We start from the raw sequence: 26,364 nt of genomic DNA, 5'->3' as shown, positions 1-26,364 counted from the left end.
CGGTTGCCCCCTGCGGCACTCTGTACGACCCGTATTCACCACCCTTGGCGCACTACGGCCCGTATCGACTGTCACGTCTTCTGTCTCGACTTCACTGCACGTCACCGCAGGCACCGACCCTCACGGATCCCCCTCCGGTTCACGGCATCGATCTCCGAACGGATCACCGCATCGCCCGCGGTGCCGACAGCCTATGCGGTACGACGACACCGGTCACCGACACCGGCCGGCACCCCCTTCCGCTTCCGTGACCGGCCGTCACCCCACCGTGACGGCACACCCCGCTCCGGGCGTGTCGCGGCGCCCCAGCTTCCGCACCAGCCGCGGCATTTGGCAGTCTGTCACCCCGGGGGGATGCACGGAGGGGAAGACGATCATGAACGCGACGCAGACGGGGCCACACACCGGCAGGCCCGCCGACCCACGAAACGGCGACCCACGAGCCGGCACCCGCGCCACCGCCCCCCTGGCCGGCGACCCGCGACACGGCGACCCACGAGCCGGCGACCCCCGCATCGGCTGGAGCGCCACCGAAGCCGCCCACGCCCCCGTCCTCCGCCACCGCCGCGACGGCATCCTCCCCACCGTCGCCGCCGCACTCTCCGTCCGCGGCGCCACCCTCACCGGCACCGCCGCCCGCGGCGACACACCCCCCGCCCTGCACCCCCTCGTCCAGGACTTCCTGGACACCCTCACCAGCGCCCAGCGCGACCGCTTCACCGGCCGCTGCGCCGAAACCATCCTCATCTCCCGCCACATCGCCGCCGCCGACACCGCCCGCAGCAAACGCGCCGCGCGCAAACCCATGACCAACGGCGAGGCACGCAAAGCCCTCAAGCAGGCCAAACTCACCGCCCGACGCATCCGCGAGGACGGCGACCCCCTCCACGGCAGCTTCGCCACCCCCTGCCGCGCCTGCACCGCGCTCAGCGCCCACTTCGGCGTGCGCATAGTCGACCCGGCGTCCCGGAACAACTGACGCCCCCCACCCCACCCCCAGCACCACCGGACACCCCGGCGCGCCCCTCACGCCACCCCGAAAACCTCGACGAGACGAAGGGCAGATGCACACCGACCGCACCTCCTCCCCCAAGCCCTCAACTCCATTCGGGCAGGGGGGACCCCCATCCCGCTTCGCCGTGCCCGTCGACGCCGCCCTGCGCGCCGCCGGCTGGCAACCCGGACGCTGGGACATCAAACAAGCCGAGATCTGGGCCGACGCCCTGCGCGACCACGCCTCCCCCGCCGGCCACCGCCACACCGTCTTCCCCGCCGCCGTCGAGGCCTGGGCCGAATTCGGCGGACTCCACATCACCCCCACCGGCCCCGGCCGCCAGGTCGCCCCCGCCACCCTCCACCTCGACCCGCTGCACGGCCTCCACATGGCCCGCACCCTCGGCGACCTCGGCCGCGCCCTCGGCACCCACGTCTGCCCCCTCGGCGCCGAAACCGACAGCCAGGCCCTCCTCGCCATCGACACCGGCGGCCGCGTCTACACCCTCGACCACACCGGCGACTGGTACCTCGGCCCCGACATCGACCAAGCCCTCGCCACCCTCATCACCGGCACCGCCCCCGTACGCCTCACCACAGGCTGACCACACAACCCGCCCCCGAACGGACTACGACGCCGGAATCACCGCCGACACCCGAAAACCCCCCGCATCCGTCGGCCCGGACACGAACACCCCACCCAGCGCCGACACCCGCTCCTTCATCCCCACCAGCCCGTTCCCCCCGGACGGCAACCGCGCCGAAGACGCCGCCTCCTCGGGCGGCTCGTTCTCCACCTGCATCGCGATCTCCGACACCCGATGCGCCAACCGCACATACGTCTTCGCCCCGGCCGCGTGCTTGTGGACGTTCGTCAGCGCCTCCTGCACCACCCGATACGCCGTCTGCTCCACCAACGGCGCATACGACCGGGCATCCCCCTCCACCGAGAACGCCACCACCATCCCCGCGGCAGCCGACTGCCCCACCAGCTCCTCGATCTCCGCCAAGGACGGCCCGTCGTCATCCGCCGCCCGCGAAGCCGCCGCCGCCGCGGCCACCCCCACCGCAGCCAACGGCACCGACGCCGCACGCTCACGCCGCACGTCGTCCCCGCCACTGCGCAGCACCCCGAGCATCTCCCGCAGCTCCGTCAGCGCCTGCCGCCCCATGTCCCCCACCAACGCGGCATTCCTGACCGCCTTCTCCGGATCCTTCCGCGCCACCGCCTGCAACGCCGCGGCATGCACCACCATCAAGCTCACCCGATGCGCGACGACATCGTGCATCTCCCGCGCGATCCGCGTCCGCTCCTCGTTCCGGGCCCACTCGGCCCGCTCCTCCGCCCGCTCCGCGAGCAACTGAAGCTCCCGCTCCAGACTGTCCGCACGCTCCCGCAGGCTCTCCATCAGCCGCCGCCGCGCCCCCACGTACAGACCCAGCAGCACCGGAGGCGCCGTGAACCCCAGCGACATCGTGATCGCCGCGAAGGGCACGAACCAGTCCCCTATGTCCAAGTCCCCCCGCGACATGTCCTGCCGCGTCCTCACGAACGTCACGATGAGCGTCCCGACCAGCGACATCCCGGCCAGCGAGGCGATGATCCGCCGGGGCAGCTCGGCCGCGGCCAGCGTGTACAGGCCGACGACGCCCATCATCAGGCCCATCTCCGCGGGCGTGATCGCGATGGCCACCAGCACGACCGCGATCGGCCACCGCCGCCGCACGAGCAGCACGGAACCGGCCAGCACCCCGAAGACGACCCCCGCCGCCACCGGGATCCCGGCGTCCCTCGCGAACGGGATCCCCTCCAGCGCGCACTCCAGCGCGGACACCACGGCCAGGCTCACATCGAACACGGCACTACGCCGCCTGGCCCACCACCACGGCCCTCCCCGGGCCGTCACATGGTCTTCCCCCGTCGCGGTCATGTCTCCCAGCCTACGGGCGGCCACCGCCGGTTTTCCGGTGAGTTTTCCGGCCCGGCCCGCACCACACTCCGTGACCGTTCGACTGCGATACCACCCGATATCCCTCGAACTGCTGAATCGCTCACCGTTCGCCCCCGGAAGCAACCATTCCGCCCGGACGGTATGCGTATGACACATGCACCGGGCAAGTACGCGGACTTCGAGGGGTTGCGGGAGAAGGCGGTGGAGCTGCGGCGCGCGGGGCTCAGCCTCCGGCAGATCCGGGACGAGCTGAAGATCTTCAACAACGACATCCTCCACCGGTTGGTGAAGGGTGAACCGCCCCCGGCGTGGACGAAGCGCCCGAACGCAAAGGACGACCTACGGCAAACGGCAAGGGAACTCCGGCTGCAGGGCTGGACGTACGACCGGATCGAGGCGGAACTGGGCTGCTCGAGGAGTTCGGTGTCGCTGTGGGTGCGGGACCTTCCGAAGCCCGAGCCCCGGTACACGCCGGAGGAGCAGCGGGCACTCATGCAAGCGGGCCTCGCCCGACTCAGCGCCACGCAGGACGAAGAGCGCAAGCGCACCAGGAAAAGCGCAACACGGGAGGTGGGCGACCTCACGGACAGGGAGCTGTTCCTGGCGGGCGTCGCGCTCTACTGGGCCGAGGGCGCCAAGAGCAAGCCCTACGACCGGCGTGAGAGGGCCGTGCTCGTCAACAGCGACCCGGGCGTGATCCGGGTCTACCTCGCCTGGCTCGACCTGCTCGGAGTGAGCCGGGAACGCCTGAGCTTCCGGGTGCTCATCCACGAATCGGCGGATGTGGACGCGGCCCACCGCCACTGGGCAGACTTGGTGGGCGTCGACACGTCGGCATTCGCCAAGCCGACGCTGAAGAAGCACAACCCCAAGACAGTCCGCAAGAACACCGGGGACGACTACCACGGCTGCATGGTCGTCTCAGTGGCGCGAAGTGCCGAGCTGTACAACCGCATCGAGGGCTGGTGGGGCGGCATCGTGGCCCATGCCGAGGCACGTCTCCGGTAAGGTCTGAGGCGCTGTCCCCCGTGGTGTAACTGGCAGCACACTGGTTTTTGGTACCAGCAGGACAAGGTTCGAATCCTTGCGGGGGAGCCCACAGAACACACCACCTCAGTTCGGGTCCTGACCCACAACCCCTCGGTCAGGGCCCGCACCCATGCTCCCGACAAAACCCCCCGGTATCCTGCGGATGTCACCCCACCCCATCCACAGCCGAAGGGCATCCCGTGAGCGCCAACCGCCCGGCAGCCGTAGTCGTTCTCGCAGCGGGTGAGGGCACCCGTATGAAGTCGGCCACACCCAAGGTCCTGCACGAGCTCTGCGGCCGCAGTCTCGTCGGGCACGTGCTCGCCGCCGCCGGCGAGCTGCAGCCCGAGCACCTGGTGGTCGTCGTCGGCCACGCGCGGGAGAAGGTCACCGCGCATCTGGGCGAGATCGCGCCCGACGTGCGGACCGCCGTACAGGCGGAGCAGAACGGCACGGGGCACGCCGTGCGGATGGGCCTGGAGGAACTGGGCGGGTCGGTCGACGGGACCGTCGTGGTGGTGTGCGGGGACACCCCCCTGCTGACCGGCGCCACGCTCCGGGCTCTCACCGCGACGCACTCCGCCGACGGCAACGCGGTCACCGTGCTGACCGCCGAGGTGCCGGACGCGACGGGGTACGGGCGGATCGTCCGTGACGAGGCCACCGGAGCCGTCACCGCCATCGTCGAGCACAAGGACGCCACCGAGGCCCAGCGGTCGATCCGTGAGATCAATTCGGGGGTGTTCGCGTTCGACGGTCAGTTGCTGGCGGACGCGCTGAAGAAGGTGCGGACGGACAACAGTCAGGGTGAGGAGTACCTGACCGATGTGCTCGGGATCCTGCGTGAGGCCGGGCATCGGGTGGGGGCGTCGGTGGCCGGTGACCACCGTGAGATCGCCGGCATCAACAATCGTGTGCAGTTGTCCGAGGCCCGCCGGATTCTGAACGACCGGCTGCTGACGGAGGCGATGCTCGCCGGTGTGACGGTCGTCGACCCGGCGACCACGTGGATCGATGTGACGGTGACGTTCGAGCAGGACGCCGTCGTCCACCCGGGCACGCAGCTGCACGGCACGACGCATCTGGCCGAGGGCGCCGAGGTCGGGCCCAACTCGCGGCTGACGGACACCCGGGTGGGTGCGCGGGCACGGGTCGACACCACCGTGGCCACGGGCGCCGAGGTCGGCCCGGAAGCGACCGTGGGTCCGTACGCGTATCTGCGTCCGGGGACGCGGCTGGGCGCGAAGGGCAAGATCGGGACGTACGTCGAGACGAAGAACGCCTCGATCGGGGACGGGACGAAGGTGCCGCACCTTTCCTATGTGGGTGACGCGACCATCGGGGAGCAGACCAACATCGGTGCCGCGAGCGTGTTCGTGAATTACGACGGGCAGGAGAAGCACCACACGACCATCGGTTCGCACTGCCGGACGGGCTCGGACAACATGTTTGTGGCGCCTGTCACGGTGGGGGACGGCGCGTACACCGCTGCCGGGTCCGTGATCACGAAGGATGTGCCGCCCGGTTCGCTGGCCGTGGCCCGTGGTCAGCAGCGGAATATCGAGGGTTGGGTGGCTCGGAAGCGTCCGGGGAGCGCGGCGGCGAAGGCGGCTGAGGCGGCTTCCCGGGAGTCGGCCGGCGAGGGCTGACCGGAAACCGATGCCTCGAACACGGCGTACGGTGATAAGTGCACACCCGCACCCCCACCAGCTGAGACGGCCTCCGGCAAGCCGGCTGCGAGGTCTCTCGACACCCAGCTGCGAAACCTCTGAGGAGACAGTGCTGTGACCGGGATCAAGACGACCGGCGAGAAGAAGTTGATGTTCTTCTCCGGCCGCGCCCACCCCGAGCTTGCGGAGGAGGTCGCCCAACAGCTGGGTGTCGGGGTAGTCCCGACGAAGGCCTTCGACTTCGCGAACGGTGAGATCTATGTGCGGTACCAGGAGTCGGCGCGTGGTGCCGACTGTTTCCTGATCCAGAGCCACACGGCTCCGATCAACAAGTGGATCATGGAGCAGTTGATCATGATCGACGCGTTGAAGCGTGCGTCGGCCCGCTCCATCACGGTCATCGTGCCGTTCTACGGTTACGCGCGGCAGGACAAGAAGCACCGGGGACGTGAACCGATTTCGGCGCGTCTGATCGCGGACATGATGAAGACCGCGGGTGCGGATCGGATCCTGACCGTGGATCTGCACACGGACCAGATCCAGGGCTTCTTCGACGGTCCGGTGGACCACCTGTTCGCGCTGCCGTTGCTGGCGGACTACGTGGGCCGGAAGGTGGACCGGCGGAAGCTGACGGTCGTGTCTCCGGACGCGGGCCGGGTGCGGGTCGCGGACCGCTGGTGTGACCGGCTGGGCGCGCCGCTGGCGATCGTGCACAAGCGCCGGGACAAGGACGTCGCGAATCAGGTCACCGTCCACGAGGTCGTGGGTGAGGTGGAGGGTCGCGTGTGTGTCCTGGTGGACGACATGATCGACACGGGTGGGACGATCTGTGCCGCCGCGGACGCGCTGTTCGCGCACGGTGCGGAGGACGTGATCGTGACGGCGACGCACGGTGTGCTGTCGGGTCCCGCGAGCGACCGTCTGAAGAACTCCCGGGTGAGTGAGTTCGTGTTCACGAACACGCTGCCGACGCCGGGTGAGCTGAGCACGGACCTGGACAAGATCTCGGTGTTGTCGATCGCGCCGACGATCGCGAACGCGGTGCGTGAGGTGTTCGAGGACGGTTCGGTGACGAGCCTGTTCGACGACCAGTAGGAGTCCCTGGTCGGGCTCTTGTAGATCGTTTTGGGTGCGGCCTCCCTCGCCGAGTAGACTGCTGAAGTTGCTCGGCGAGGGAGGCCGCTTCCGTTTCGGGACGCGGTTGTCCGTTATCGACGCGCTCTTCGTAGCAGGCCGTTCGTGGCCGGGTGACCACGTCCGTTCTGATTTCGAGGAGTGATTATGTCCGAGGTGAAGATCTCCGCCGCGACGCGCACCGAGTTCGGCAAGGGTGCCGCGCGCCGTATCCGTCGTGATGACAAGGTTCCGGGTGTGCTGTACGGGCACGGTTCGGACCCGGTGCACCTGACCCTGCCGGGTCACGACCTGCTGATGGCGCTGCGTACGCCGAACGTGCTGATCGCGCTGGACATCGACGGCAAGACGAACGAGCTGGCGATCCCGAAGTCCGTGCAGCGTGACCCGCTGAAGGGTTTCCTGGAGCACGTGGACCTGCAGCTGGTCAAGCGTGGTGAGCAGGTCAACGTCGAGATCTACGTCCACACCGAGGGTGAGCTGGCCCCGGGTGGCAACCTGCTGGAGCACGTGCTGAACGCGCTGCCGGTCGTGGCCGAGGCCACGCACATCCCGGAGTCCGTGACCGTCTCCGTCGAGGGTCTGACGGCCGGTGACTCCATCCTCGCCAAGGACATCCCGCTGCCGAAGGGCACGACGCTGGCCGTCGAGGAGGACACCGTCGTCCTTCAGGTCCTGGCCGCGCAGGCCGAGGAGGCCGCTGAGGGTGAGGAGACCGGCGAAGAGGCCGCTGAGGCCTGATCCTCTTCGTCGTCGTTTCGTCGGCCGCTGTTCCCGTGCGGGGCAGCGGCCGACGCGTATGAAGGAGACATGGACGTGACGACCGATGCCGCCGCTCCCTGGCTGATCGTGGGGCTGGGCAATCCGGGGCCGGAGTACGCGGGGAACCGGCACAACGTGGGTTTCATGGTGGCCGATCTGCTGGCGGACCGGGTCGGTGGGAGGTTCAAGCGGGCCGGGCGGGCGCAGGCGCAGGTCGTGGAGGGCCGGATCGGGCCGCCGGGGCCGTTGAACCGGCGGGTGGTTCTGGCGAAGCCGATGTCGTACATGAATCTGTCGGGCGGGCCGGTGAACGCGCTGCGGGACTTCTACAAGGTGCCGGTGGGCCATGTGGTGGCGGTGCATGACGAGCTGGACATCGACTACGGGGCGTTGCGGCTGAAGCTGGGTGGCGGGGACAACGGTCACAACGGTCTGAAGTCGATGACGAAGGCGTTCGGTGCGGAGTATCACCGGGTGCGGTTCGGGATCGGGCGGCCGCCTGGGCGGATGCCGGTGGCTGATTTCGTGCTGAAGGATTTTTCGTCGGCGGAGCGCAAGGAGCTGGACTACTTCGTGGACCGGGCGGCGGACGCGGTGGAGGCGTTGGTGATCGAGGGGTTGGAGCGGGCGCAAAGCACGTACAACTCCTGACTCGTCGCCCACTGGGGTTGACGGGCCGTTCAGGCATGGCCAATGATCCCGGCCATGCCTGCCCATGCCGCTTCTTCCCGTCAGGCCTCGGTCGCCGCGCTGCGGTTCGGGCGGTACGCGGCGATGGGGGCGGTCGCGGTGCTGATCCTGATCGCGGGGGTGTGGGCCTCGTGGGGTACGGCGCAGCATGTGATGCTGACCAAGGGCCGGGAGCGGGGCACGGTCGATGTGACGCGGTGCGGGCCGGACAGGTGCTCGGGCCGGTACGCGCCGCTGTCGGAGGGGTCGCTTCCGCGGTCGCGGGTGGTGCTGGAGAAGTCGGTCGCGGTGGAGCAGGGCCGGACCTACACGGTGGTGATGAAGCCCGGCGGTGACGAGGCGGTGCGTTCGGGCCCGGCGGGGGTTCTGTATGCGTGGATTCCGCTGGGTGGTGCGCTGTTGCTGGCGTCGGTGGTGGTGGCGGGTGGTCTGCTGCGGACGCGGGCGGCGTGGGTGTTGGCGTTGTCGGGGGTGGCGTTGCTGACGGCCGCGTTCGTGACCGTCTGAGGGGTTGGGGCGTTCTCTCCTTCTGTGGAGGGGCTGAGGCGTTGTGTGTTCGTGATTGACGTACTGCCGGGCGAGGCTGGAAGCTGAGCCGCCCCCTCCACATCTTCCCGGTCACTTCTCGAAGATGGACTACCTCTCGATGCGAATTCTGTCGCGTGCGGGCGCTGTCTGCGCCGCCGCTTCCGCGGTCCTCCTGCTCGCTCCGGCCGCCGGGGCCACGCCGCCCGGTGACAACGGCACGGTGAAGATCCATGACGCCTCGACGGGTGAGGAGCTGCGCCGTAACGAGCCGCATGTGTGCACCTTCTATCTGGACGCCTTCGGTTTCGACGGCGGGCAGGAGGTGGACTGGCACATCGATGCCATCCCTCCGAGTGAGAACAAGGGGGAGACGGTGAAGTCGGGTGCGCTGGCGCTGGACGCGCAGGGTCACGGCCGCAGCGAGGACCTGTCGCTGCCCGACGGGCACTACAAGCTGTTCTGGACCTTCGAGGGGGAGAAGGGTTCCGCCAAGCACAAGGTGTTCTGGACGGACTGTGAGGACGAGCAGGAGCCGGGTGGCGGAACGCCGTCCGGGTCGGCGTCCGTGTCGCCTTCGACGGGGGTGTCGCGGGCCCCGTCGGGTGAGCCGGGTGACCCGGGTGCGTCGGCGTCCCCGAGTGCGTCGGCCGGTGGTGGTGTGCCGGTGTCGTCGCCGTCGCCGCGGGGCGGTACGGACGGTGACCTGGCCGAGACGGGCAGCGGGGCGCCGGTGGGTCTGCTGTCGGGTGTGGCGGCGGTGCTGCTGGCGTCCGGCGGCTTCCTGGTGGTGCGGCGGCGCAGGCTGGGCCGCGGCTGAGGTGGAACGGCCGTGCCCCCGAGCTCTGTGCGGGCTCGGGGGCACGGTGGTGTCCGGGGTGGTTCAGCCGGTGTTGCGCAGGCCGGCTGCCACGCCGTTGACGGTGAGCAGGAGGGCGCGGGCGAGGAGCGGGTCGGCCTGTTCGGCGGCGGCGGCCGCGTCGCGCTGGCGCTTGAGCAGGGCGACCTGGAGGTAGGAGATGGGGTCGAGGTAGGCGTCGCGGATGGCGAAGGTCTGCTTCAGGACGGGTTCGGCGTCGAGGAGTTCGTTCTCACCGGTGACGCGCAGGACCTCGCGGACGGTGAGCTCGTGTTCGGCCTTGATGGTGTCGAAGATGTGCTTGAGCTCGTCGGGGACGAGGGTGTCGACGTAGTGCTGGGCGATCCGCAGGTCGGTCTTGGCCAGGGTCATCTCGACGTTGGAGATGAAGTTGCGGAAGAAGTGCCACTGGCCGTACATCTCGTCGAGGACGGTGTCGAGGCCGGCTTCGCGCAGGGCCTTGAGGCCGGAGCCGACGCCGAACCAGCCGGGGACGATCTGCCGGGACTGGGTCCAGCCGAACACCCAGGGGATGGCGCGCAGGCCGTCGAGCGAGACGCCGGAGCCGGGGCGGCGGGAGGGCCGGGAGCCCAGGTGCAGGTCGGCGAGCTGGTCCACCGGCGTCGACGCGAGGAAGTACGTCGGCAGGTCGGGGTCCTCGACGAGGCGGCGGTAGGCGGTGTGGGCGGCGTCGGAGACGACGTCCATCGCGGCGTCCCAGCGGGCGAGGGCCTCGGTGGACTGGCGGGGTGCGGTGTGCAGGGCGGAGGCCTGGAGGGTGGCCGCGACGGTGAGTTCGAGGTTCTCCCGGGCCAGGGACGGGATGAGGTACTTGTCGGAGATGACCTCGCCCTGTTCGGTGACCTTGATCTCGCCTTCGAGGGTGCCCCAGGGCTGGGCGAGGATGGCGTCGTGGGTGGGGCCGCCACCGCGGCCGACGGTGCCGCCGCGGCCGTGGAAGAGGCGCAGGCGTACGCCGTAGCGGTGGGCGACGTCGCGCAGGCGGCGCTGGGCGCGGTGGATCTCCCACTGGCTGGTGGTGATGCCGCCGAACTTGGAGGAGTCGGAGTAGCCGAGCATGACCTCCTGGACGTCGCCCCGCAGCGCGACCAGGCGCCGGTAGGACGGGTCGGAGAGCATGTCCTCCAGGATGGTGTCGGCTGCCTTGAGCTCGTCGGTGGTCTCCAGCAGCGGCACGATGCCGATCTTGGCCCAGCCGGCGTGGAGGTCGATGAGGCCGGCTTCGCGGGCGAGGACGGCGGCGGCGAAGACGTCGTCGGCGCCCTGGCACATGGAGATGATGTAGGACTCGATGACCTCGGGTCCGAAGACCTCCAGGGCCCGCTTGACGGTCTGGAAGACGCCGAGGGTCTTCTCGCCGGGCGCGTCGACGGGGGCCGGGGTGGGGGCGAGCGGCCGGCGGGAGCGCAGTTCCTTGGCGAGGAGCTTGGCGCGGTAGTCGCGGGGCATGTCGGCGTAGCGCCAGGATTCCTCGCCGAGCCGGTCGAAGAGCTGGCCGAGGGCGTGGTGGTGGGCGTCGGCGTGTTCGCGGACGTCCATGGTGGCGAGCTGGAGGCCGAAGGCGGCGAGGGTGCGGATGGTGCGGGCGAGGCGGCCGTCGGCGAAGAGGCTGCCGCGGTGCTCGCGCAGGGAGTCCTGGATGATCCGCAGGTCGGCGAGGAGTTCGCCGGTGCCGAGGTAGTCGCGGCCGGCCACGTGGGCGGTGCCCTTGGCGAGGCGCTTCTTGGTGTTCTCCAGCTTCTGCCGGATGCAGGTGGCCTTGAGCCGGTAGGGCTCTTCGGCGTTGAGGCGCTTGTAGCGGGGGCTGATCTCGGGGAGGTTCTCCAGGTCGGCCTGGAGGGAGGTCAGCAGTTCCTCGGTGGCGCCGGCGTAGCGGATGGAGTTCGACAGGAAGCCGCGGAGTTCGTCGATCGTCTCCAGGGCGTCGTTGATGCCGTGCTCGTGCTGGAGGATGAGGACGTCCCAGGTGACCTGGGGGGTGACGTTGGGGTTGCCGTCGCGGTCGCCGCCGATCCAGGTGCCGAAGGTGAGGGGGCGGGTGTCGTCGGGGAGCTTGACCCCGGCGCGCTCCAGTTCGGCGGTGAGGTCCTCCAGGACGTCGCCGACGGCGCCGGCGTGCAGTTCGTCGAGGTAGTAGATGGCGTTGCGGGCCTCGTCGGCGGGCTCGGGGCGCACGACGCGCAGTTCGTCGGTCTGCCAGACGAGGTCGATGTTCTCGGCCAGCCGGATGTCGAGGCGGCGGCGGTCGGACTCGATGACCGGGGTCTCCAGGAGCGCGGCGATGCGCCGGAGCTTGTTCAGGACCGACCGGCGTGCGGCCTCGGTGGGGTGGGCTGTGAAGACGGGGCGGACGTTGAGGTTGCGGACCGTCTCGCGCAGGTGCTCGGGGTCGGCGTCCTTGAGCCGGTCGGCCGTACGGGCGAGGAGTCCGCCCTCGGCGGCGCGGCGGGCGCGCAGCTCGCGGCCGCGGTGGACCTGCTCGGTGACGTTGGCCAGGTGGAAGTAGGTGGAAAAAGCGCGGACCAGCTTGGCCGCGATGTCGAGTTCGGTGCCGCGCAGCAGCTCGGCGGCGGCCTCGCCGTCCTCTCGGGTGAGGCGGCGGACCTTCTCGACGAGTTCCAGCAGCTCAGGGCCTTCTTGGCGGACGAGGGTCTCGCCGAGGAGGTCGCCCAGGCGGCGGATGTCGGCGCGCAGCTCGCTGCTCGTCGTGGTGGTCTGGTCGTCGGCACTGCTCACAGGTGCGGCTCCTTGCAGTGTTGAAGCTCGTCTGGGAGGGGAACCCGGACGGCGTCTCGCGCGGCGGGGCGCCGCTTACGGTCCGGTCATCCGGGAAGAAAACAGAGCGGACCGCGCTGTCCGACCGACTCAAGGATAGGTGTCGGCCGGACGCGCAGGGGCGGGGGCTCTTGCCGCCGGGTAACGCACTGCCATACTTACGATGCCGTAGGTTACGGAACCGTAGGAAGCACGGTTCTCGTGGCTCGGCGACTCCCTCTCCATCCACATACCCCCCAGGGGACGCGTATGACCAGTAGTTCCGATGTGATCGAGGACGCCGCGAAGGCACCCGGTCAGCACACCGACGCCGCAGCGGAGACCGCGACGCTGGGCGGCGAGAAGAAGCGGTCCATCGAGCAGATCGCCCTCCTCCTCTTCATCGTCGTGCCGTTCCTCGCGCTGCTGGCGGCCGTGCCGCTGGCGTGGGGCTGGGGGGTGAGCTGGCTGGACCTCGGCTTGATGGTCTTCTTCTACTACCTGGGATGCCACGGCATCACGATCGGCTTCCACCGGCACTTCACGCACGGTTCCTTCAAGGCCAAGCGGCCGCTGAAGATCGCGCTGGCGATCGCGGGGTCCATGGCGGTCGAGGGGCCGCTGGTGCGCTGGGTGGCCGATCACCGCAAGCACCACAAGTTCTCCGACGCGGAGGGCGACCCGCACTCGCCGTGGAGGTTCGGCGAGACGCTTCCGGCCCTGTTGAAGGGCCTGTGGTGGGCGCACATCGGATGGCTGTTCGACGAGGAGCAGACGTCTCAGGAGAAGTACGCCCCGGACCTGATCAAGGACAAGACGCTCCGCAAGATCTCCCGCCAGTTCGTCCTGTGGACGGTGGTCTCGCTGGCGCTGCCGCCGCTGATCGGCGGTCTGGTGACGATGTCCTGGTGGGGCGCGTTCACCGGCTTCTTCTGGGGTTCGCTCGTCCGGGTGGCCCTGCTGCACCACGTGACCTGGTCGATCAACTCGATCTGCCACGCGGTCGGCAAGCGTCCCTTCAAGTCGCGTGACCGCTCGGGCAACGTGTGGTGGCTGGCGGTGCTGTCCTGCGGTGAGTCCTGGCACAACCTGCACCACGCCGACCCGACCTCGGCGCGGCACGGGGTGATGCGCGGCCAGCTGGACTCGTCCGCCCGGCTGATCCGCTGGTTCGAGATGGCGGGCTGGGCGTACGACGTGCGCTGGCCGTCACGCTCCCGTATCGATTCGCGCCGTAACACCGGGGAAGGCGGCTCCCAGCGGGGGAAGGAACCCGCCGAGGCGGCATGATGGTCGCTGTGGCGACCGACTCGAGCAGCACCCCCAGCGATGACAAGCCGCGGCGAGCGCGTCGCACCCGCATGACCGGTGCCGAGCGCCGCCAGCAGCTGCTGGAGATCGGCCGCACGCTCTTCGCGGCGAAGGGGTTCGAGGGCACGTCGGTGGAGGAGATCGCGGCGAAGGCCGGGGTCTCCAAACCGGTGGTCTACGAGCACTTCGGCGGCAAGGAAGGGCTGTACGCGGTCGTGGTCGACCGGGAGATGCGTCGCCTGCTGGACATGGTGACCAGCTCGCTCACCGCAGGTCACCCCCGCGAACTGTGCGAACAGGCGGCGTTCGCCCTGCTGGACTACATCGAGGAGTACACGGACGGGTTCCGCATCCTGGTCCGTGACTCCCCCATCCCGCAGTCGACGGGCTCCTTCGCCTCGCTGATCTCGGACATCGCCACGCAGGTGGAGGACATCCTGGGCCGCGAGTTCAAGAGCCGCGGCTTCGACCCCAAGCTGGCCCCGTTGTACGCCCAGGCCCTGGTCGGGATGGTCGCCCTGACCGGCCAGTGGTGGCTGGACGTGCGCAAGCCGAAGAAGGCCGAGGTGGCCGCGCACCTGGTGAACCTGGCGTGGCACGGCCTGGACGGCATAGAGGCCAAGCCGCACCTGATAGGGCGCCGCAAGGCCTAGGTGTATTGATCACGAGCGGTTCGAGGAACACCGCGGCGGTTGCCGGCGGGGTCCCGTGCGTGAGAAGCGCTCGGGCCCGGCAGGGCGCAGTCCGGGTGGACGAGCCGTCGGTGCCGCTCACCCGCAGGGCAGGGCGGGCCTTCCGCGTCGCCCGGAAGTCCTCCTCGGTCCCCGGGTGCGGGTGCGCCACCCGGCCCGGGACCAGCACCGCCCCGCCGGACGAGCCCGGGCCGTTCTCAGGGTCTCGGTCATGTGCAGCGGAGAGGACGAGGGCGGGTTGAGCAGCGTGACCGGCCGGGCGTAGGCGGCCGAGGACATCGACGCAGTACACCCGCAGGCGCTCCTCGCTCCCGGCGGGGCGGCGAGCCGGACAGGGTCGGGGGCGGTGGTCACCGGCTCTCCTTCCGGGCGACGGCGAACACGCGGCGGAACGGGAAGGGTGTGCCGTGCGGCCCGGCCGGATAGGCCTCGCGCAGGGCCGCCCGGTACTCGGCGAGGAAGGCCTCCCGCTCCTCCAGATCATCGGCGAGCGCGGTCAGCACGGGCCGCAGCCCCGTCCCCTTCACCCAGTCGAGCACCGGGTCCTCGCCCTGGAGCAGGTGGAGGTACGTCGTCTCCCACACGTCGGCCGTGCAGCCCAGGGACGTCAGCCGCTCGTGGTAGGCCCCGGGCGTGAGGACGGCGTCGGCGTGGCGCAGGGTGCCGTCGAGCCGGCCGCGCCGGCGCGGTGAACCGGCGAGTTCGCGCATGAGCCGGTGGCTGGGGGCGTCGAAGTTGCCCGGCACCTGGAAGGCGAGGGTCCCGCCGGGCTTCAGTCCGGCCACCCAGTCGGCCAACCGCTCGGCATGCCCCGGCACCCACTGGAGCGTGGCGTTGCTGACGATCAGGTCGTGGGGCTCGTCCGGCGTCCACGTCCGTACGTCGGCGTGGCCGAAGTCGAGGCGCCCGCCGCCCGGGGTCGGCCCTTCGTGATCGGCGTGGGCCTTGTCGAGCATCTCGGGTGAGTTGTCGTAGCCGGTGATCCGGGCGGTGGGCCAGCGGGCGGCGAGCAGCGCGGTGAGGTTGCCGGGGCCGCAGCCGAGGTCCGCGATGCGGGCAGGGGCGCCGGGGAGGTCGGGGACGCGGGCGAGGAGGTCGGTGAAGGGGCGGGCGCGGTGGCCGGCGTGACGGAGGTACTGGGCGGGGTCCCAGGTGGGGGCGGCTGCGGGCATGGGTCCTCCTGGTGTCCTGGTGGTGACCGTACGGGCGCACACCCAGCGTGATCCTGAAAGTATCTAGATGTCAAGAAACTTGACGTCAAGAGACTCTACGTCGACACAACCACTACACTGATCGTCATGGAGGACGAGGTCGATCGGCTGGTCGCAGCGTGGCGCCGGGAGCGCCCGGACCTCGACGTGGAACCGCTCGAGGTGCTCAGCCGTGTCAGCAGACTGGCCCGCCACCTGGACCGGGCGCGGCGGCTGGCGTTCTCGGAGCATGGTCTGGAGCCGTGGGAGTTCGACGTGCTGACGGCCCTGCGCCGCGCGGGCACGCCGTACCAGCTGTCGCCGGGACAGCTCCTCACGCAGACCCTGGTGACCTCGGGCACGATGACGAACCGCATCGACCGCCTGGCGAAGAAGGGCCTGGTGGAACGGCTCCCCGACCCCAGCGACCGCCGAGGCGTCCTGGTCCGGCTGACGGACGAGGGCCGGGACCGCGCGGACCAGGCCCTGGCGGGCCTGCTGGACCAGGAGCGCGCGATCCTCGCGGAGCTCTCCCGGGCCCAGCGCGGCGAACTGGCGGGGCTGCTACGCCAGCTGACCGCCCCGTTCGACAACATCCCCGGCTAGGTCGGCGGGTCCGACCCCGGCCCGCCGGGCCAGGGCGACGGCGGCCAGCGTGGAGTGCACGCCGAGCTTGCCCAGAACGTTCTGCATGTGCGTCCGCACGGTGTGCGGTGACAGATACAGGCGCTCGGCGACGGCCTTGCGCCCCAGCCCCGCGACCATGCACCGCAGTACCTCGCGCTCACGCGGCGTGAGGGACTCGACGAGCCGCTCGCTCTCGGTGCGGTGCTTGCGGGCGGCGGTGAGCTCCCGCAGCACCCCCGTCAGCAGGGCGGGCGGCAGGTGGGTCTCCTCCCGCAGCACGCCGCGGATGACCGTGAGCAGCCGCGACAGCGAGCAGTCCTTGGCGACCCAGCCGGAGGCGCCGGCCTGCAGGGCGAGCGCGGCACGCCGCGGGTCGTCCTTCTCGGCGAGCACCACGATCCGTACGTTCGGCTGCGCGGCACGCACTCCCGTGACGAGGGAGATCCCGTCGACGAGCCCGTCCTCGTTGCCCTCCTGCACGGGTACGGCCGGGCGGGTACCCGGCACCTTGCCGCCCAGATCGGCGTCCACGAGCAGCACGTCGAACCGCCGCCCCTCGGCGACCGCCCGCTCCAGGCTGCGCAGCGCGGCCGGACCGCTGCCGGCCGCGGAGACGTCGACATCGGGCTCGGCGGCCAGGGCCGCCGCGAGCGACTCGGCGAAGATGCGATGGTCGTCGACGACCAGGACTCGGATGCGAACCACGAAACCCCCTTACCCGAGCTCTTGAAGAGCAGGGGATACCCCAACCTCGGAGGATGACACCGCTCGGGTACGACGCCGAGGTGCCCGGATCCGCTGCGTCCGACCGTCCGCCCTTGCCGCAGCAGCCTGTTCGGGTCGCCGCAGCCGCACGGCCGCCGCCGTGCGGTAACCGCTACCCCCACCCCGGGCGTCGTACCCGGCTGTCTCGCCCCCCTGATCGGCACCGGCCCCCACCGGTGCTGTTCATCAGAGTACGGGCGGGGGCCCGGAGCGGAAGGTTATTTGCAGAACTGACTGTCCGACGCGTTTATCGTGTGCCGCATGTTCCGTCTTGAGACAGAAGTCGACAAGGCCCGACGTGATCTGCTCCGCACCCGCCTGCGGGACACGAACACAGCCGCCTCTCCGATCCTGCGGGCCCTGCGCGGGACACCGGACGAAAGGGACGTCCCCTTGCAGGTGTGGGCTGTGAACGACCGGGACGACGACCTCGCCGGCGGCCTGGTCGGCCACACCTGGGCGACATGGCTGCACGTGACCTATCTCTGGGTCGACGAACGCCACCGCGGCAGGGGCCTGGGCGCGCGGTTGCTCGCGGAGGCGGAAGCAATCGCGACCTCGTCCCGCGGCTGCCGCTCGGCCCGCCTGGAGACCTGGGACTTCCAGGCACCGCGGTTCTACGAGAAGCAGGGGTACCAGGTGGTGTGCGTGGTGCCGGACTACCCGCCGGGGATCACGGAGTACACGCTGACGAAGAGGCTGGGCTGACCTGCGAGGACGGTGCCCCCCACGTGGGAAGGCGCGGGTGGCACGGGCGGCGACCTGCCCGACGGGGCCTTCGTCACCACGACAGAGGTGCCGGTCCTGGAGATCCGGTCCGTCAACCGCTGACGCGGGCGGGAAGGGCGGGCGCCCTCGTGGGAGGGCGCCCGGGGCGTGAGGTCAGGGCAGTCGGTGGGCGCCCGGTGACGGGACCGCTTCGAAGACGCGGGGCGTGGTGAAGCCCGCTGCCGCGAAGGCCTCCGTCACCGCCTTGGTGATGGTGTCCACGTCCGCCTCCTCCGCGAGGACGATCGCCGAGCCGCCGAAGCCGCCGCCCGTCATACGGGCACCCAGGGCGCCGGAGGCCAGGGCCGTGTCGACGGCCAGGTCGAGTTCGGGGCAGGAGATGCGGAAGTCGTCGCGCAGGGAGGCGTGGCCCTCGATCAGGATCGGGCCGATCGCGCGGGTGTCGCCCGATTCCAGCAGCGACACGACCCGTTCGACGCGCTCGTTCTCCGTGACGATGTGGCGGACCAGGCGGCGGACCTCCTCTTCGTCGCCCAGGCGGTCCAGGGCCGCGTCCAGCTCGGCGTAGGGGACGTCCCTCAGCGCGTCGACGCCCAGCAGGGCCGCGCCCTTCTCGCAGCCGGCGCGGCGCTTGCCGTACTCGCCCTCGCTGTGGGAGTGCTTGACCTGCGTGTCGACCACGAGCAGGCGCATGCCCTCGGCTGCCAGGTCGAAGGGGATCTGGCGCTGGGAGAGGTCGCGGGTGTCGAGGAACAGGGCGTGCCCGGCCTCGCAGCAGGCCGACGCCGTCTGGTCCATGATGCCGACCGGGGCACCGACGTAGACGTTCTCGGCGCGCTGGCACAGGCGGGCCAGCTGCCAGCCCTTCAGGCCCAATTCGTACAGGTCGTTGAGGGCCAGCGCGACCACGACCTCCAGCGCCGCCGACGACGACAGGCCCGCGCCGGAGGGGACCGTCGAGGCGAGGTGGATGTCGGCGCCGGTGACCGGGTGGCCGGCCTCGCGCAACGCCCACAGGACACCCGACGGGTACGCCGTCCAGTTCCGGTCCGTTTCGGGCGCCAGCTCGTCGACGCGCAGCTCGACGACCCCGCCCTCGACGTCCGCCGAGTGCAGGCGCAGCACACCGTCCGCGCGCCGGGAGACGGCCGCTACGGCGGTGTGCGGCAGCGCGAAGGGCATCACGAAGCCGTCGTTGTAGTCGGTGTGCTCACCGATGAGGTTGACGCGGCCCGGGGCCGCCCAGACACCCTCGGGGGCGGTTCCGTACAGCTCTTCGAAACCGTCCCGCACCTGCTGTGCGCCCACTACTGCTCCCTCGAGATGTTCTGTGCGAAGTCCCACGCGTCCGCGACGATTCCCGCGAGGTCCGCGCGGGACGGGTTCCATCCCAGCTTCTCGCGGGCCGTGGCGGCCGACGCCACCAGGATCGCCGGGTCGCCGCCCCGGCGGGGTGCGACCACTTCCGGGATCGGGTGGCCCGTCACGGTGCGGACCGTTTCGATGACCTCGCGGACCGAGAAGCCGTTGCCGTTGCCGAGGTTGCAGATCAGGTGCTCGCCGGGGGCGGCGGCCCCCAGTGCCAGCAGATGGGCCTCGGCCAGGTCCGCGACGTGGATGTAGTCGCGTACGCAGGTGCCGTCCGGCGTCGGGTAGTCGTCGCCGAAGACCGAGATCGCCTCGCGCCCGCCCTGAGCGACCTGGAGGACCAGCGGGATCAGGTGGGACTCGGGGTCGTGGCGCTCGCCGTACGCGCCGTAGGCGCCCGCGACGTTGAAGTAGCGCAGCGACACCGCGCCCAGGCCGTGCGCCGCCGCCTCGCCCGTGATCATGTGGTCGACCGCGAGCTTCGAGGCGCCGTACGGGTTGGTCGGGGACGTGGGCGCCGACTCGACGATCGGGACCTGCTCCGGCTCGCCGTATGTCGCCGCGGTCGACGAGAAGACCAGCTTGTGGACGCCCGCCTCGCGCATCGCGGCCAGCAGCGCCATGGTGCCGCCGACGTTGTTGTCCCAGTACTTCTCCGGCTTCACGACCGACTCGCCGACCTGGGAGAACGCGGCGAAGTGCAGCACGCCGTCGAAGGAGGAGTCCAGCCACTTGGCGGCGTCGCGGATGTCGCCCTCGACGAACGCCGCGCCCGCCGGGACGCCCTCGCGGAAGCCCGTGGAGAGGTTGTCGAGGACGACGACCTCGTGACCGGCCTCCAGCAGATGCTGCGCGACCACGCTGCCGACGTATCCCGCGCCGCCCGTCACCAGGTACTTCCCGCTCATGAACTCGCTACCTCTCGCAGTCGCTCGGCCGCGCGCTCCGGCGGCACGTCGTTGATGAACACGTTCATGCCGGACTCGGAACCCGCGAGGAACTTCAGCTTGCCGGGAGTGCGGCGGATGGTGAAAAGCTCGAGGTGGAGCGCGAAGTCCTCGCGCACGACCCCGTCGAACTCCTCCAGCGCGCCGAACGGGGCCTGGTGCCAGGCCGCGATGTACGGCGTCGGAGACTCACTCTCCCCGAAGATCCGGTCGAAGCGCCTCAACAGTTCCAGATACACCTTGGGGAACTCTGTGCGCGCGCCCTCCTCCAGCCCGAGCAGGTCGGGCACGCGGCGCTTGGGGTACAGGTGCACCTCGTACGGCCAGTGCGCCGCGTAGGGCACGAAGGCGACCCAGTGGTCACCCTCCAGGACGACGCGCTCGCCGGCGAGTTCACGCTCCAGGACGGTGTCGAAGAGGTTCTCCCCGCCGGTCATCTCCTTGTGGGCCGCGACGGAGCGGAGCATCAGCGCGGTGCGGGGCGTGGTGAAGGGGTAGGCGTAGATCTGCCCGTGGGGGTGCTGGAGGGTGACGCCGATCTCGGCACCCCGGTTCTCGAAGCAGAACACCTGCTCGACGGAGGGGAGGTGGGACAGCTCCGACGTGCGGTCCGTCCAGGCCTCCAGGACCAGGCCCGCCTGCTCCTCGGTGAGCTCGCCGAAGGACGCGTTGTGGTCGGAGGTGAAGCAGACGACCTCGCAGCGGCCCGAGTCGCCGGCGAGCGAGGGGAAGCGGTTCTCGAAGACCACGACGTCGTACGAGGAGTCCGGGATCTCGCTCAGGCGGCCGCCCTCGGAGGGGCACAGGGGGCACTCGTCGGCCGGGGGGTGGTAGGTGCGGCCCTGGCGGTGCGAGGCGATGGCGACGGAGTCGCCGAGCAGGGGGTCGCGGCGGATCTCGGACGTGGTGACGGTGCGGTCCAGCGGGCGGCGGTCGGTGGCGTCCCGCACGCTGTCGTCACGCAGGTCGTAGTAGATGAGCTCGCGGCCGTCGGCCAGCCGGGTCGAGGTCTTCTTCACGCCGGACTCCTCATCCTTCAAACATAACCCAACATACCTAAACACGACCCACCCCAATCGTCAACATCACGATCAAACAAAGAACATCAGCAGACGTGTTCAATTGCTGAACGCGGAGAAGTGGTTCCGCGAGGTATCGGTTCGCGCGAAAAAGCGAGGGCTCATGCACACCCCCACCTACCTGGCAGCCGAGCTGCGACTCCCCACCAACTGGCTCGACTACACCATCCTCGGCATCTACTTCCTCGTCGTCCTCGGCATCGGCTTCGCCGCCCGCCGCTCGGTGAAGACCAGTCTCGACTTCTTCCTCTCCGGCCGTTCCCTGCCCGCCTGGGTGACCGGCCTCGCGTTCATCGCGGCCAACCTGGGCGCCACCGAGATCCTGGGCATGGCCGCCAACAGCGCCCAGTACGGCGTCTACACCACGCACTGGTACTGGATCGGCGCCATCCCGGCCATGGTCTTCCTCGGCCTGGTGATGATGCCCTTCTACTACGGCTCCAAGGTGCGCTCGGTCCCCGAGTTCCTGCTGCTGCGCTTCGACAAGGCGGCACACCTGCTCAGTTCCGTGCTCTTCGCCTTCGCCGCCATCCTCATCGCCGGCGTCAACCTCTACGCCCTGGCCATCGTCGTCGAGGCGCTGCTGGGCTGGCCGGAGTGGGTGGCGATCGTGGTCGCCGGTTTCTTCGTGCTGGCGTACATCACCCTCGGTGGCCTGTCGTCGGCGATCTACAACGAGGTCCTGCAGTTCTTCGTCATCCTCGCCGCGCTCATCCCCCTCACGGTGCTCGGCCTGAAGAGCGTCGGCGGCTGGGACGGTCTGTCGGACTCCCTCACCGAGTCCCGTGGCGCCGACTTCATGACGTCCTGGGGCGGCACGGGCATCGGCAGCGACAACCCGCTCGGCGCGAACTGGCTGACGATCGTCCTGGGCCTCGGTTTCGTGCTCTCCTTCGGCTACTGGACGACGAACTTCGCCGAGGTGCAACGCGCGCTGTCCGCGAAAAACCTCTCGGCTGCCCAGCGCACCCCGCTGATCGCCGCGTTCCCGAAGATCTTCATCGTGTTCCTGGTGATGATCCCGGGCCTGGTGGCCGCGGTCCTGGTCCCGAAGATCGGCACCCCGGGCTCCGATCTGCAGTACAACGACGCCATCCCCTACCTCATGGAACAGCTGCTGCCCAACGGCGTGCTGGGCATCGCCGTCACCGGCCTGCTCGCGGCGTTCATGGCGGGCATGGCGGCGAACGTGTCGTCCTTCAACACGGTGTTCACGACGGACATCTGGGCGAAGTACGTCGTCAGGGACCGCGAGGACGAGTACTACGTGCGCTTCGGCCGGCTCATCACCGCGATCGGTGTCCTGGCCTCCATCGGAACGGCGTTCCTGGCCCGGTCGTTCTCGAACATCATGGCCTACCTCCAGACGCTGTTCTCCTTCTTCAACGTGCCGATGTTCGTCGTCTTCATCATCGGCATGTTCTGGAAGCGGGCGTCCATGAAGTCGGGCTTCTGGGGGCTGCTCGCGGGCACCACCGCGGCGATGGTCAACTACTTCGTCCTCTACAAGCGGGACATCATCGACATTCCCTCCGACCAGGGGGCCAACTTCGTCTCGGCGATCGCGGGCTTCGTCGCGGGCGCGGTCGTCATGGTGGCGGTGTCACTGTTCACCGCGCCCAAGCCGGCCGAGGAGTTGCAGGGGCTGGTCTACGGCACACGCTCGCCCGGCATGTCGGAGCCGCCGGCGCCCGGGGACGAGGCCTGGTACCGCAAGCCGGCGCTGCTCGGCTGGGGCGCGGTGATCCTGGCCGCCGCCTGCTACATCCCGTTCTCGTTCTGACCGTTCCCGCTTTTACCGAGGGAGGATTGACACATGTCCGAGTTCTACTCCGAGAAGGACGTGCAGCGGGAAGTCACCGAGCTGCAGGGCAAGTCGGCGACGGCTGCGCGGCTGTTCGACATCCGGCGGATCATCGGCGGGCTGTTCGTGGTCTACGGCGTGATCGTCACGATCGCGGGGTTCACGGCGTCCGACGCCGACATCGACAAGGCCGAGGGCGTGAACATCAACCTGTGGACGGGCTTGGGGATGCTCGCGCTGGGGTTGTTCTTCCTCGTGTGGCTGAAGCTGAGGCCGGTGGCACCTCCCCCTCCGGGGGTCGACCCGGAGGGGGACGAGCGGGTGGAGTAGCCCGGGGTTCTCAGGCGCTCGGCGTTGGTGTTCAGGCCGGGTGGGTGCGCAACCCGGCGCGACGAGGTGCGGCTGCGCCCACCCGTGCCGCTCCTGGCGGCACGGGTACCCGCCGGATCAACGGACGACGACCCGCACCCGCCGGACAGCGCGAGGGGAGGTGTCGGGGGGGCCGCCCGCAGCGGTTGGCGCGACGACGCCGGTCAGTCGGTACGACACCCCATCGCGCCGTTCCGAGGACGGGCATCCCCCGGCGCGGCCCCGCCCGACCTCCCACCGCCAGGCGTGAGTACCCCCAGCCCGCGTCGGACGGTCACGGCTCCCGTCGTACCGGACCCGCCCGGTCCAGCAACCCCGTCCGCGCCGCCAGCGCCGCCGCCTCCAGGCGGGAGCCGACGCCCAGCTTCATCAGGACCCGCTGGACGTGCGTACGGGCCGTGGACGGTGCGATGCCCATGCCCGCCGCGATGAGGCGGGTGTCCTCGCCGTCCGCGACGCGGACCAGGACCTCGACCTCCCTCGGCGTGAGCAGGGACAGCAACCGCTGCCCCTCGTCGTCCGGCTGTGCCGCCGGGTTGAGCAACTCGCTGAACGCCCCCTGCAGCAGCTGCGGCGCCACCGCCGCCTCGCCCGCCCGCGCCTTCATGATCGCCCGCTCGACACCCTCTATGCGTTCATCGTGACGGACATAGCCGGAAGCTCCCGCCGCGAACGCCGCCGCGATGCCCCGGGGGCTGGGCACCGGCCCCAGCACCAGCACCGCGACCTGCGGCCGCTCCCGCTTGATCCGCACCACCGGGTCGAAGATCCCCGGCTCCGCCGGCGCCGCCGTCCCCAGCAGACACACCTCCGGCGCCCGTGTGATCACCAGCTCCGCCGCCCCCGCGGCGGGCGCCGCCGCGGCCAGCACCCGGTGCCCTCGCAGTTTCAACGCCGAGGCCAGCGCCTCGGCCAGCAATCGGTGGTCGTCGACCACCATGAGCCGTACTCCCATCGAGCAACCCCCCAGTCACCCCAGCCCCCTATGGAAGCCCCCCGGCTCCCCCGCCTTCATGCCCCCGGAAGCTACACGCTTGTTCGACGTCGCGCTCCCCCTACCCGCGAGAATCGCCCCGGATCGCCGAACTTCCTCTCCTTCCAGGTTGACCGCGCCAAACAGATTCGGCCCCGCCCCTGAACAGGGACGGGGCCGTATCAGCCATCAGTCGATCAAGAACCGGACAACACCCGGCCAGAGCCCGGTCACAGCCCGGTCAGCTGGTGCCGAAGCCGACGGCCAGGTACTCCTTCTCCCGCACCGTCGACCGCTTGCTCGCGTACACCTTGGACATGTAGAGATGCCCGTCGGCGTACAGGAATTCGGAGTACTCCGGCGACATGCGGGTCTCCACGTCACGGACGCTGTCCGTCGCGGGGTTCTCCAGCAGCGTCGTCTCCTTGAAGCTGCCCCCGTCGATGCTCACGACCTGTCCGCCCTTGTTGTACGGCGGACGCTTGTACGCGATCAGGTTGCCGCCGTCCATGCGCAGCGGCGAGATCGTGTAGCCGTCGCCCGCGTCGGCCCGCTGCCCGGTCTGCTTGCCGGTGGCGAGGTCGAAGGCGACGATCTCGTTGGTCCGGCGGTACTTGCCGGCGCTGTCGTGCTCCTCGGTCGGCAGGTACAGCCGGTCGTTGCCGACGGCCAGCAGGTTGCAGGCCTCGACGCGGGTGATGCCCTCGCAGCGGGCCGCGAACTGCTCGCCCGGCGCGGAGATGCGCGTGCGCAGCTTGCCGGTCTTGCCGTCGATGGAGAAGAAGTCGGAGATGCCGCTGCCGTCGCCCGCGGAGTCGCCGACGTCGGCGGCCACGACCAGCGGGTCGGTCGACACGATGCTCGCGTACTCGATGCCCTCGGTCATCTTGTACTCCGAGATCACCTTCCCGGACTTCGGGTCGATGGTCTGGATGTGCAGCTGCCGCTGGTCGTACGAGCCGCATTTGCGCACCGCGACCAGCTTCTCGCCGCCGCCGTAGCCGGCGTCGTAGCAGGAGTCGGCCGGCTTCGGGCTCCACAGGAGCTTGCCGGAGACGTCGAAGGCGGCGCCGCCGCTGGTGCTGCCGACGGCGACGGTCTTTCCGCTGAGGGTGATGTTGTCGAAGGTGATCAGCTGGTCACCGGTCTTGACCGTCTTGGTCCACAGCTTCTTGCCGGCATCCAGGTCGATCAGCGCGATCTCGCTGCACCCGTGCGAGGGGTCCGCCTTGGTGGGCATGGCCGGCTGGTAGAGGATCGCCGTCAGGTTGTCGTCGGTGACGTGGCGGGCGGCCTGGCAGACCGGGCCGCCCAGCGGGATCTTCCACAGCTCGCCGCCCTTGTCGCGGTCGTAGCCGACGATCTGGGCGATGCCGCTCTTGACGTACGCCTTGCCGGTGAGCCACGAGCCGGAGACGACGACCGTGCTGGCGTTCTTCACCTCGGGCGCCGGGACCTGGAAGAGGACCTTGGCGCTGGGGTCGGACGGCGCCTTCTCCTTGCCGGAGGTGGTGCCGCCGTTGTCGTCGTCCGTCCCGCCGGTGCCGCCGCTGGAGCCGGCGGTGTCGTTCTTCTTGCCCTCGTCACCACCGGACTTGGCGTACCAGACGCCACCGCCGATGATCAGGGCGATCGCCACGACAGCGGCGACGATGATCGCCATCTGCGCGGTGAACTTCCCGCCGCCGCCTGGCTGTCCGGCCTGCGGCTGGTGCGGCATGGTCTGCTGCGGATAGCCGTAACCGGGCGGCTGGCCGTACCCCGGCTGACCGTATCCCGGCTGGCCGACCTGGCCGTACCCCGGCTGCCCGTAAGGCGCCTGCTGCGGCTGCCCGTACGGCCCCGGCTGCTGACCGGGATAGCCGTAGCCGGGCGGGGCCTGCGGAGGCTGGGGCGCCGCGGCACCCTGCGGATAGCCGTAACCCTGTGGGGGCTGGGTCGGCGTCTGCGGGGCGGCCGGCGGAGGCGTCTGGGGGTATCCGTACCCCGGTTCCGGGGCCTTGCCGAGGTTCGGCCCGGCCGCGGGCGGCGGGGTCTGCGGCGGCTGGTCCTGGGGCGGCCCGAAGCCGCCCCCCTGCGGGGGCTGCTGGGGCGGCGGCTGGGTCATGGCGTGGGTACCTC

At 70.1% G+C, this 26,364-nt stretch carries 24 protein-coding genes and 1 tRNA gene; 16 read left to right on the top strand and 9 right to left on the bottom strand.

The annotated features are described in order from the left end of the window. The first annotated feature begins 376 nt into the window (after nt 1-376). Together ACIQHQ_RS13495 and ACIQHQ_RS13490 are read left to right on the top strand one after the other, a co-directional pair. A complete protein-coding gene (locus ACIQHQ_RS13495) occupies nt 377-979 on the top strand; it encodes a YwqJ-related putative deaminase (RefSeq protein ID WP_402612078.1) in 603 nt (200 codons plus the stop codon). An 85-nt stretch (nt 980-1,064) separates the two neighbouring features. After that, nucleotides 1,065-1,598, top strand: a complete 534-nt coding sequence (locus ACIQHQ_RS13490; RefSeq protein ID WP_402612077.1) for an SUKH-3 domain-containing protein — start codon at nt 1,065-1,067, stop codon at nt 1,596-1,598. Between the two features lie 24 nt (nt 1,599-1,622). Here ACIQHQ_RS13490 and ACIQHQ_RS13485 read toward each other — a convergent pair whose 3' ends face one another. Beyond that, nucleotides 1,623-2,924: a histidine kinase gene (locus ACIQHQ_RS13485; protein ID WP_402612076.1), complete on the bottom strand. Its 1,302-nt coding sequence runs from the start codon at nt 2,922-2,924 to the stop codon at nt 1,623-1,625. Nucleotides 2,925-3,092: 168 nt separating this feature from the next. Between ACIQHQ_RS13485 and ACIQHQ_RS13480 the strand changes: the two genes are divergently transcribed. From ACIQHQ_RS13480 to ACIQHQ_RS13445, 8 genes are all read left to right on the top strand, one after another. Continuing rightward, nucleotides 3,093-3,953 carry a hypothetical protein gene (locus tag ACIQHQ_RS13480; protein ID WP_402612075.1) on the top strand — a complete coding sequence of 287 codons (861 nt, stop codon included), beginning with the start codon at nt 3,093-3,095 and terminating at the stop codon, nt 3,951-3,953. Nucleotides 3,954-3,967: 14 nt separating this feature from the next. Beyond that, nucleotides 3,968-4,040 (top strand) — tRNA-Gln (locus ACIQHQ_RS13475). 134 nt (nt 4,041-4,174) lie between these two features. Beyond that, the gene (gene glmU, locus ACIQHQ_RS13470) at nt 4,175-5,623 is read left to right on the top strand and encodes a bifunctional UDP-N-acetylglucosamine diphosphorylase/glucosamine-1-phosphate N-acetyltransferase GlmU (RefSeq protein ID WP_402612074.1); all 1,449 of its coding nucleotides are present in this window, start codon (nt 4,175-4,177) and stop codon (nt 5,621-5,623) included. Between the two features lie 135 nt (nt 5,624-5,758). Continuing rightward, nucleotides 5,759-6,739 carry a ribose-phosphate diphosphokinase gene (locus ACIQHQ_RS13465; protein WP_402612073.1) on the top strand — a complete coding sequence of 327 codons (981 nt, stop codon included), beginning with the start codon at nt 5,759-5,761 and terminating at the stop codon, nt 6,737-6,739. A gap of 186 nt (nt 6,740-6,925) precedes the next feature. Further along, nucleotides 6,926-7,519 (top strand): 50S ribosomal protein L25/general stress protein Ctc, encoded by a 594-nt coding sequence (locus tag ACIQHQ_RS13460; protein ID WP_402612072.1) that lies wholly within the window; start codon nt 6,926-6,928, stop codon nt 7,517-7,519. A gap of 69 nt (nt 7,520-7,588) precedes the next feature. After that, a complete protein-coding gene (gene pth, locus ACIQHQ_RS13455) occupies nt 7,589-8,191 on the top strand; it encodes an aminoacyl-tRNA hydrolase (protein ID WP_402612071.1) in 603 nt (200 codons plus the stop codon). 42 nt (nt 8,192-8,233) lie between these two features. Then, nucleotides 8,234-8,737, top strand: coding sequence for a hypothetical protein (locus tag ACIQHQ_RS13450; protein WP_402612069.1), 504 nt, complete (start codon nt 8,234-8,236; stop codon nt 8,735-8,737). Between the two features lie 139 nt (nt 8,738-8,876). After that, entirely contained in the window at nt 8,877-9,575 is a 699-nt protein-coding gene (locus ACIQHQ_RS13445; protein ID WP_402612068.1) for an LPXTG cell wall anchor domain-containing protein, read from the top strand. A 63-nt stretch (nt 9,576-9,638) separates the two neighbouring features. On the opposite strand, the gene ppc is transcribed toward ACIQHQ_RS13445, so the two are convergent. Next, nucleotides 9,639-12,371 carry a phosphoenolpyruvate carboxylase gene (gene ppc / locus ACIQHQ_RS13440; protein WP_402612067.1) on the bottom strand — a complete coding sequence of 911 codons (2,733 nt, stop codon included), beginning with the start codon at nt 12,369-12,371 and terminating at the stop codon, nt 9,639-9,641. Between the two features lie 288 nt (nt 12,372-12,659). Between ppc and ACIQHQ_RS13435 the strand changes: the two genes are divergently transcribed. Together ACIQHQ_RS13435 and ACIQHQ_RS13430 are read left to right on the top strand one after the other, a co-directional pair. Continuing rightward, complete coding sequence (locus ACIQHQ_RS13435) at nt 12,660-13,679, top strand: acyl-CoA desaturase (RefSeq protein WP_402612066.1); 1,020 nt, start codon at nt 12,660-12,662, stop codon at nt 13,677-13,679. Further along, complete coding sequence (locus tag ACIQHQ_RS13430; RefSeq protein ID WP_402612065.1) at nt 13,676-14,353, top strand: TetR family transcriptional regulator; 678 nt, start codon at nt 13,676-13,678, stop codon at nt 14,351-14,353. The genes ACIQHQ_RS13435 and ACIQHQ_RS13430 overlap by 4 nt, the downstream gene beginning before the upstream one ends. Nucleotides 14,354-14,742: 389 nt before the next feature. Here ACIQHQ_RS13430 and ACIQHQ_RS13425 read toward each other — a convergent pair whose 3' ends face one another. Beyond that, complete coding sequence (locus ACIQHQ_RS13425; protein WP_402612064.1) at nt 14,743-15,564, bottom strand: trans-aconitate 2-methyltransferase; 822 nt, start codon at nt 15,562-15,564, stop codon at nt 14,743-14,745. Nucleotides 15,565-15,690: 126 nt separating this feature from the next. Between ACIQHQ_RS13425 and tamR the strand changes: the two genes are divergently transcribed. Then, on the top strand, nt 15,691-16,188 hold the full coding sequence (gene tamR / locus ACIQHQ_RS13420) for a MarR family transcriptional regulator TamR (protein ID WP_030242768.1): 498 nt from the start codon (nt 15,691-15,693) through the stop codon (nt 16,186-16,188). On the opposite strand, the gene ACIQHQ_RS13415 is transcribed toward tamR, so the two are convergent. Next, nucleotides 16,147-16,914: a response regulator transcription factor gene (locus ACIQHQ_RS13415; protein WP_283974551.1), complete on the bottom strand. Its 768-nt coding sequence runs from the start codon at nt 16,912-16,914 to the stop codon at nt 16,147-16,149. The two genes, tamR and ACIQHQ_RS13415, sit on opposite strands and share 42 nt — an antisense overlap. Nucleotides 16,915-17,235: 321 nt before the next feature. Between ACIQHQ_RS13415 and ACIQHQ_RS13410 the strand changes: the two genes are divergently transcribed. Then, nucleotides 17,236-17,682 carry a GNAT family N-acetyltransferase gene (locus ACIQHQ_RS13410; RefSeq protein ID WP_402612063.1) on the top strand — a complete coding sequence of 149 codons (447 nt, stop codon included), beginning with the start codon at nt 17,236-17,238 and terminating at the stop codon, nt 17,680-17,682. A 174-nt stretch (nt 17,683-17,856) separates the two neighbouring features. Here the strand turns inward: ACIQHQ_RS13410 and galK are convergent, their stop codons facing one another. Genes galK through galT form a run of 3 tightly spaced genes read right to left on the bottom strand, consistent with a single transcriptional unit; the run spans nt 17,857 to nt 21,037 of the window. Beyond that, a complete protein-coding gene (gene galK / locus ACIQHQ_RS13405) occupies nt 17,857-19,011 on the bottom strand; it encodes a galactokinase (protein WP_402612062.1) in 1,155 nt (384 codons plus the stop codon). Continuing rightward, on the bottom strand, nt 19,011-19,979 hold the full coding sequence (galE, locus tag ACIQHQ_RS13400) for a UDP-glucose 4-epimerase GalE (protein WP_402612061.1): 969 nt from the start codon (nt 19,977-19,979) through the stop codon (nt 19,011-19,013). Before galE ends, galK begins: the two co-directional genes overlap by 1 nt. Continuing rightward, complete coding sequence (galT, locus tag ACIQHQ_RS13395) at nt 19,976-21,037, bottom strand: galactose-1-phosphate uridylyltransferase (RefSeq protein WP_402612060.1); 1,062 nt, start codon at nt 21,035-21,037, stop codon at nt 19,976-19,978. Before galT ends, galE begins: the two co-directional genes overlap by 4 nt. Before the next feature lie 163 nt (nt 21,038-21,200). On the opposite strand from galT, the gene ACIQHQ_RS13390 reads away from it, so the two are divergent. Next, nucleotides 21,201-22,880: a sodium:solute symporter family protein gene (locus ACIQHQ_RS13390; RefSeq protein ID WP_402612059.1), complete on the top strand. Its 1,680-nt coding sequence runs from the start codon at nt 21,201-21,203 to the stop codon at nt 22,878-22,880. Between the two features lie 33 nt (nt 22,881-22,913). Beyond that, entirely contained in the window at nt 22,914-23,231 is a 318-nt protein-coding gene (locus tag ACIQHQ_RS13385; protein WP_402612058.1) for a hypothetical protein, read from the top strand. Between the two features lie 313 nt (nt 23,232-23,544). Here ACIQHQ_RS13385 and ACIQHQ_RS13380 read toward each other — a convergent pair whose 3' ends face one another. Further along, nucleotides 23,545-24,225, bottom strand: a complete 681-nt coding sequence (locus tag ACIQHQ_RS13380) for a LuxR C-terminal-related transcriptional regulator (protein WP_402612057.1) — start codon at nt 24,223-24,225, stop codon at nt 23,545-23,547. A gap of 259 nt (nt 24,226-24,484) precedes the next feature. Then, a complete protein-coding gene (locus ACIQHQ_RS13375) occupies nt 24,485-26,350 on the bottom strand; it encodes a PQQ-binding-like beta-propeller repeat protein (protein WP_402612056.1) in 1,866 nt (621 codons plus the stop codon). Nucleotides 26,351-26,364: the final 14 nt, after the last annotated feature.

The organism is Streptomyces sp. NPDC092370 (assembly GCF_044755265.1).
Taxonomy (GTDB): Bacteria; Actinomycetota; Actinomycetes; order Streptomycetales; family Streptomycetaceae; genus Streptomyces.
The sequence above is the reverse complement of the archived record's forward strand: the minus strand, read 5'-3'. Positions and strand labels throughout refer to the sequence as shown.

Coding starts and splice junctions, on each gene's coding strand:
- ACIQHQ_RS13380 (WP_402612057.1), bottom strand. CDS start 24,225: ATGGGAGTACGGCTCATGGTGGTCGACGACCACCGATTGCTGGCCGAG.
- pth (WP_402612071.1), top strand. CDS start 7,589: ATGGACGTGACGACCGATGCCGCCGCTCCCTGGCTGATCGTGGGGCTG.
- galE (WP_402612061.1), bottom strand. CDS start 19,979: ATGAGCGGGAAGTACCTGGTGACGGGCGGCGCGGGATACGTCGGCAGC.
- ACIQHQ_RS13490 (WP_402612077.1), top strand. CDS start 1,065: ATGCACACCGACCGCACCTCCTCCCCCAAGCCCTCAACTCCATTCGGG.
- ACIQHQ_RS13410 (WP_402612063.1), top strand. CDS start 17,236: ATGTTCCGTCTTGAGACAGAAGTCGACAAGGCCCGACGTGATCTGCTC.
- ACIQHQ_RS13480 (WP_402612075.1), top strand. CDS start 3,093: ATGACACATGCACCGGGCAAGTACGCGGACTTCGAGGGGTTGCGGGAG.
- ACIQHQ_RS13445 (WP_402612068.1), top strand. CDS start 8,877: ATGCGAATTCTGTCGCGTGCGGGCGCTGTCTGCGCCGCCGCTTCCGCG.
- ACIQHQ_RS13460 (WP_402612072.1), top strand. CDS start 6,926: ATGTCCGAGGTGAAGATCTCCGCCGCGACGCGCACCGAGTTCGGCAAG.
- ACIQHQ_RS13390 (WP_402612059.1), top strand. CDS start 21,201: ATGCACACCCCCACCTACCTGGCAGCCGAGCTGCGACTCCCCACCAAC.
- ACIQHQ_RS13435 (WP_402612066.1), top strand. CDS start 12,660: ATGACCAGTAGTTCCGATGTGATCGAGGACGCCGCGAAGGCACCCGGT.
- ACIQHQ_RS13485 (WP_402612076.1), bottom strand. CDS start 2,924: ATGACCGCGACGGGGGAAGACCATGTGACGGCCCGGGGAGGGCCGTGG.
- ACIQHQ_RS13450 (WP_402612069.1), top strand. CDS start 8,234: ATGATCCCGGCCATGCCTGCCCATGCCGCTTCTTCCCGTCAGGCCTCG.
- ACIQHQ_RS13425 (WP_402612064.1), bottom strand. CDS start 15,564: ATGCCCGCAGCCGCCCCCACCTGGGACCCCGCCCAGTACCTCCGTCAC.
- tamR (WP_030242768.1), top strand. CDS start 15,691: ATGGAGGACGAGGTCGATCGGCTGGTCGCAGCGTGGCGCCGGGAGCGC.
- ACIQHQ_RS13495 (WP_402612078.1), top strand. CDS start 377: ATGAACGCGACGCAGACGGGGCCACACACCGGCAGGCCCGCCGACCCA.
- ACIQHQ_RS13375 (WP_402612056.1), bottom strand. CDS start 26,350: ATGACCCAGCCGCCGCCCCAGCAGCCCCCGCAGGGGGGCGGCTTCGGG.
- ACIQHQ_RS13430 (WP_402612065.1), top strand. CDS start 13,676: ATGATGGTCGCTGTGGCGACCGACTCGAGCAGCACCCCCAGCGATGAC.
- ACIQHQ_RS13385 (WP_402612058.1), top strand. CDS start 22,914: ATGTCCGAGTTCTACTCCGAGAAGGACGTGCAGCGGGAAGTCACCGAG.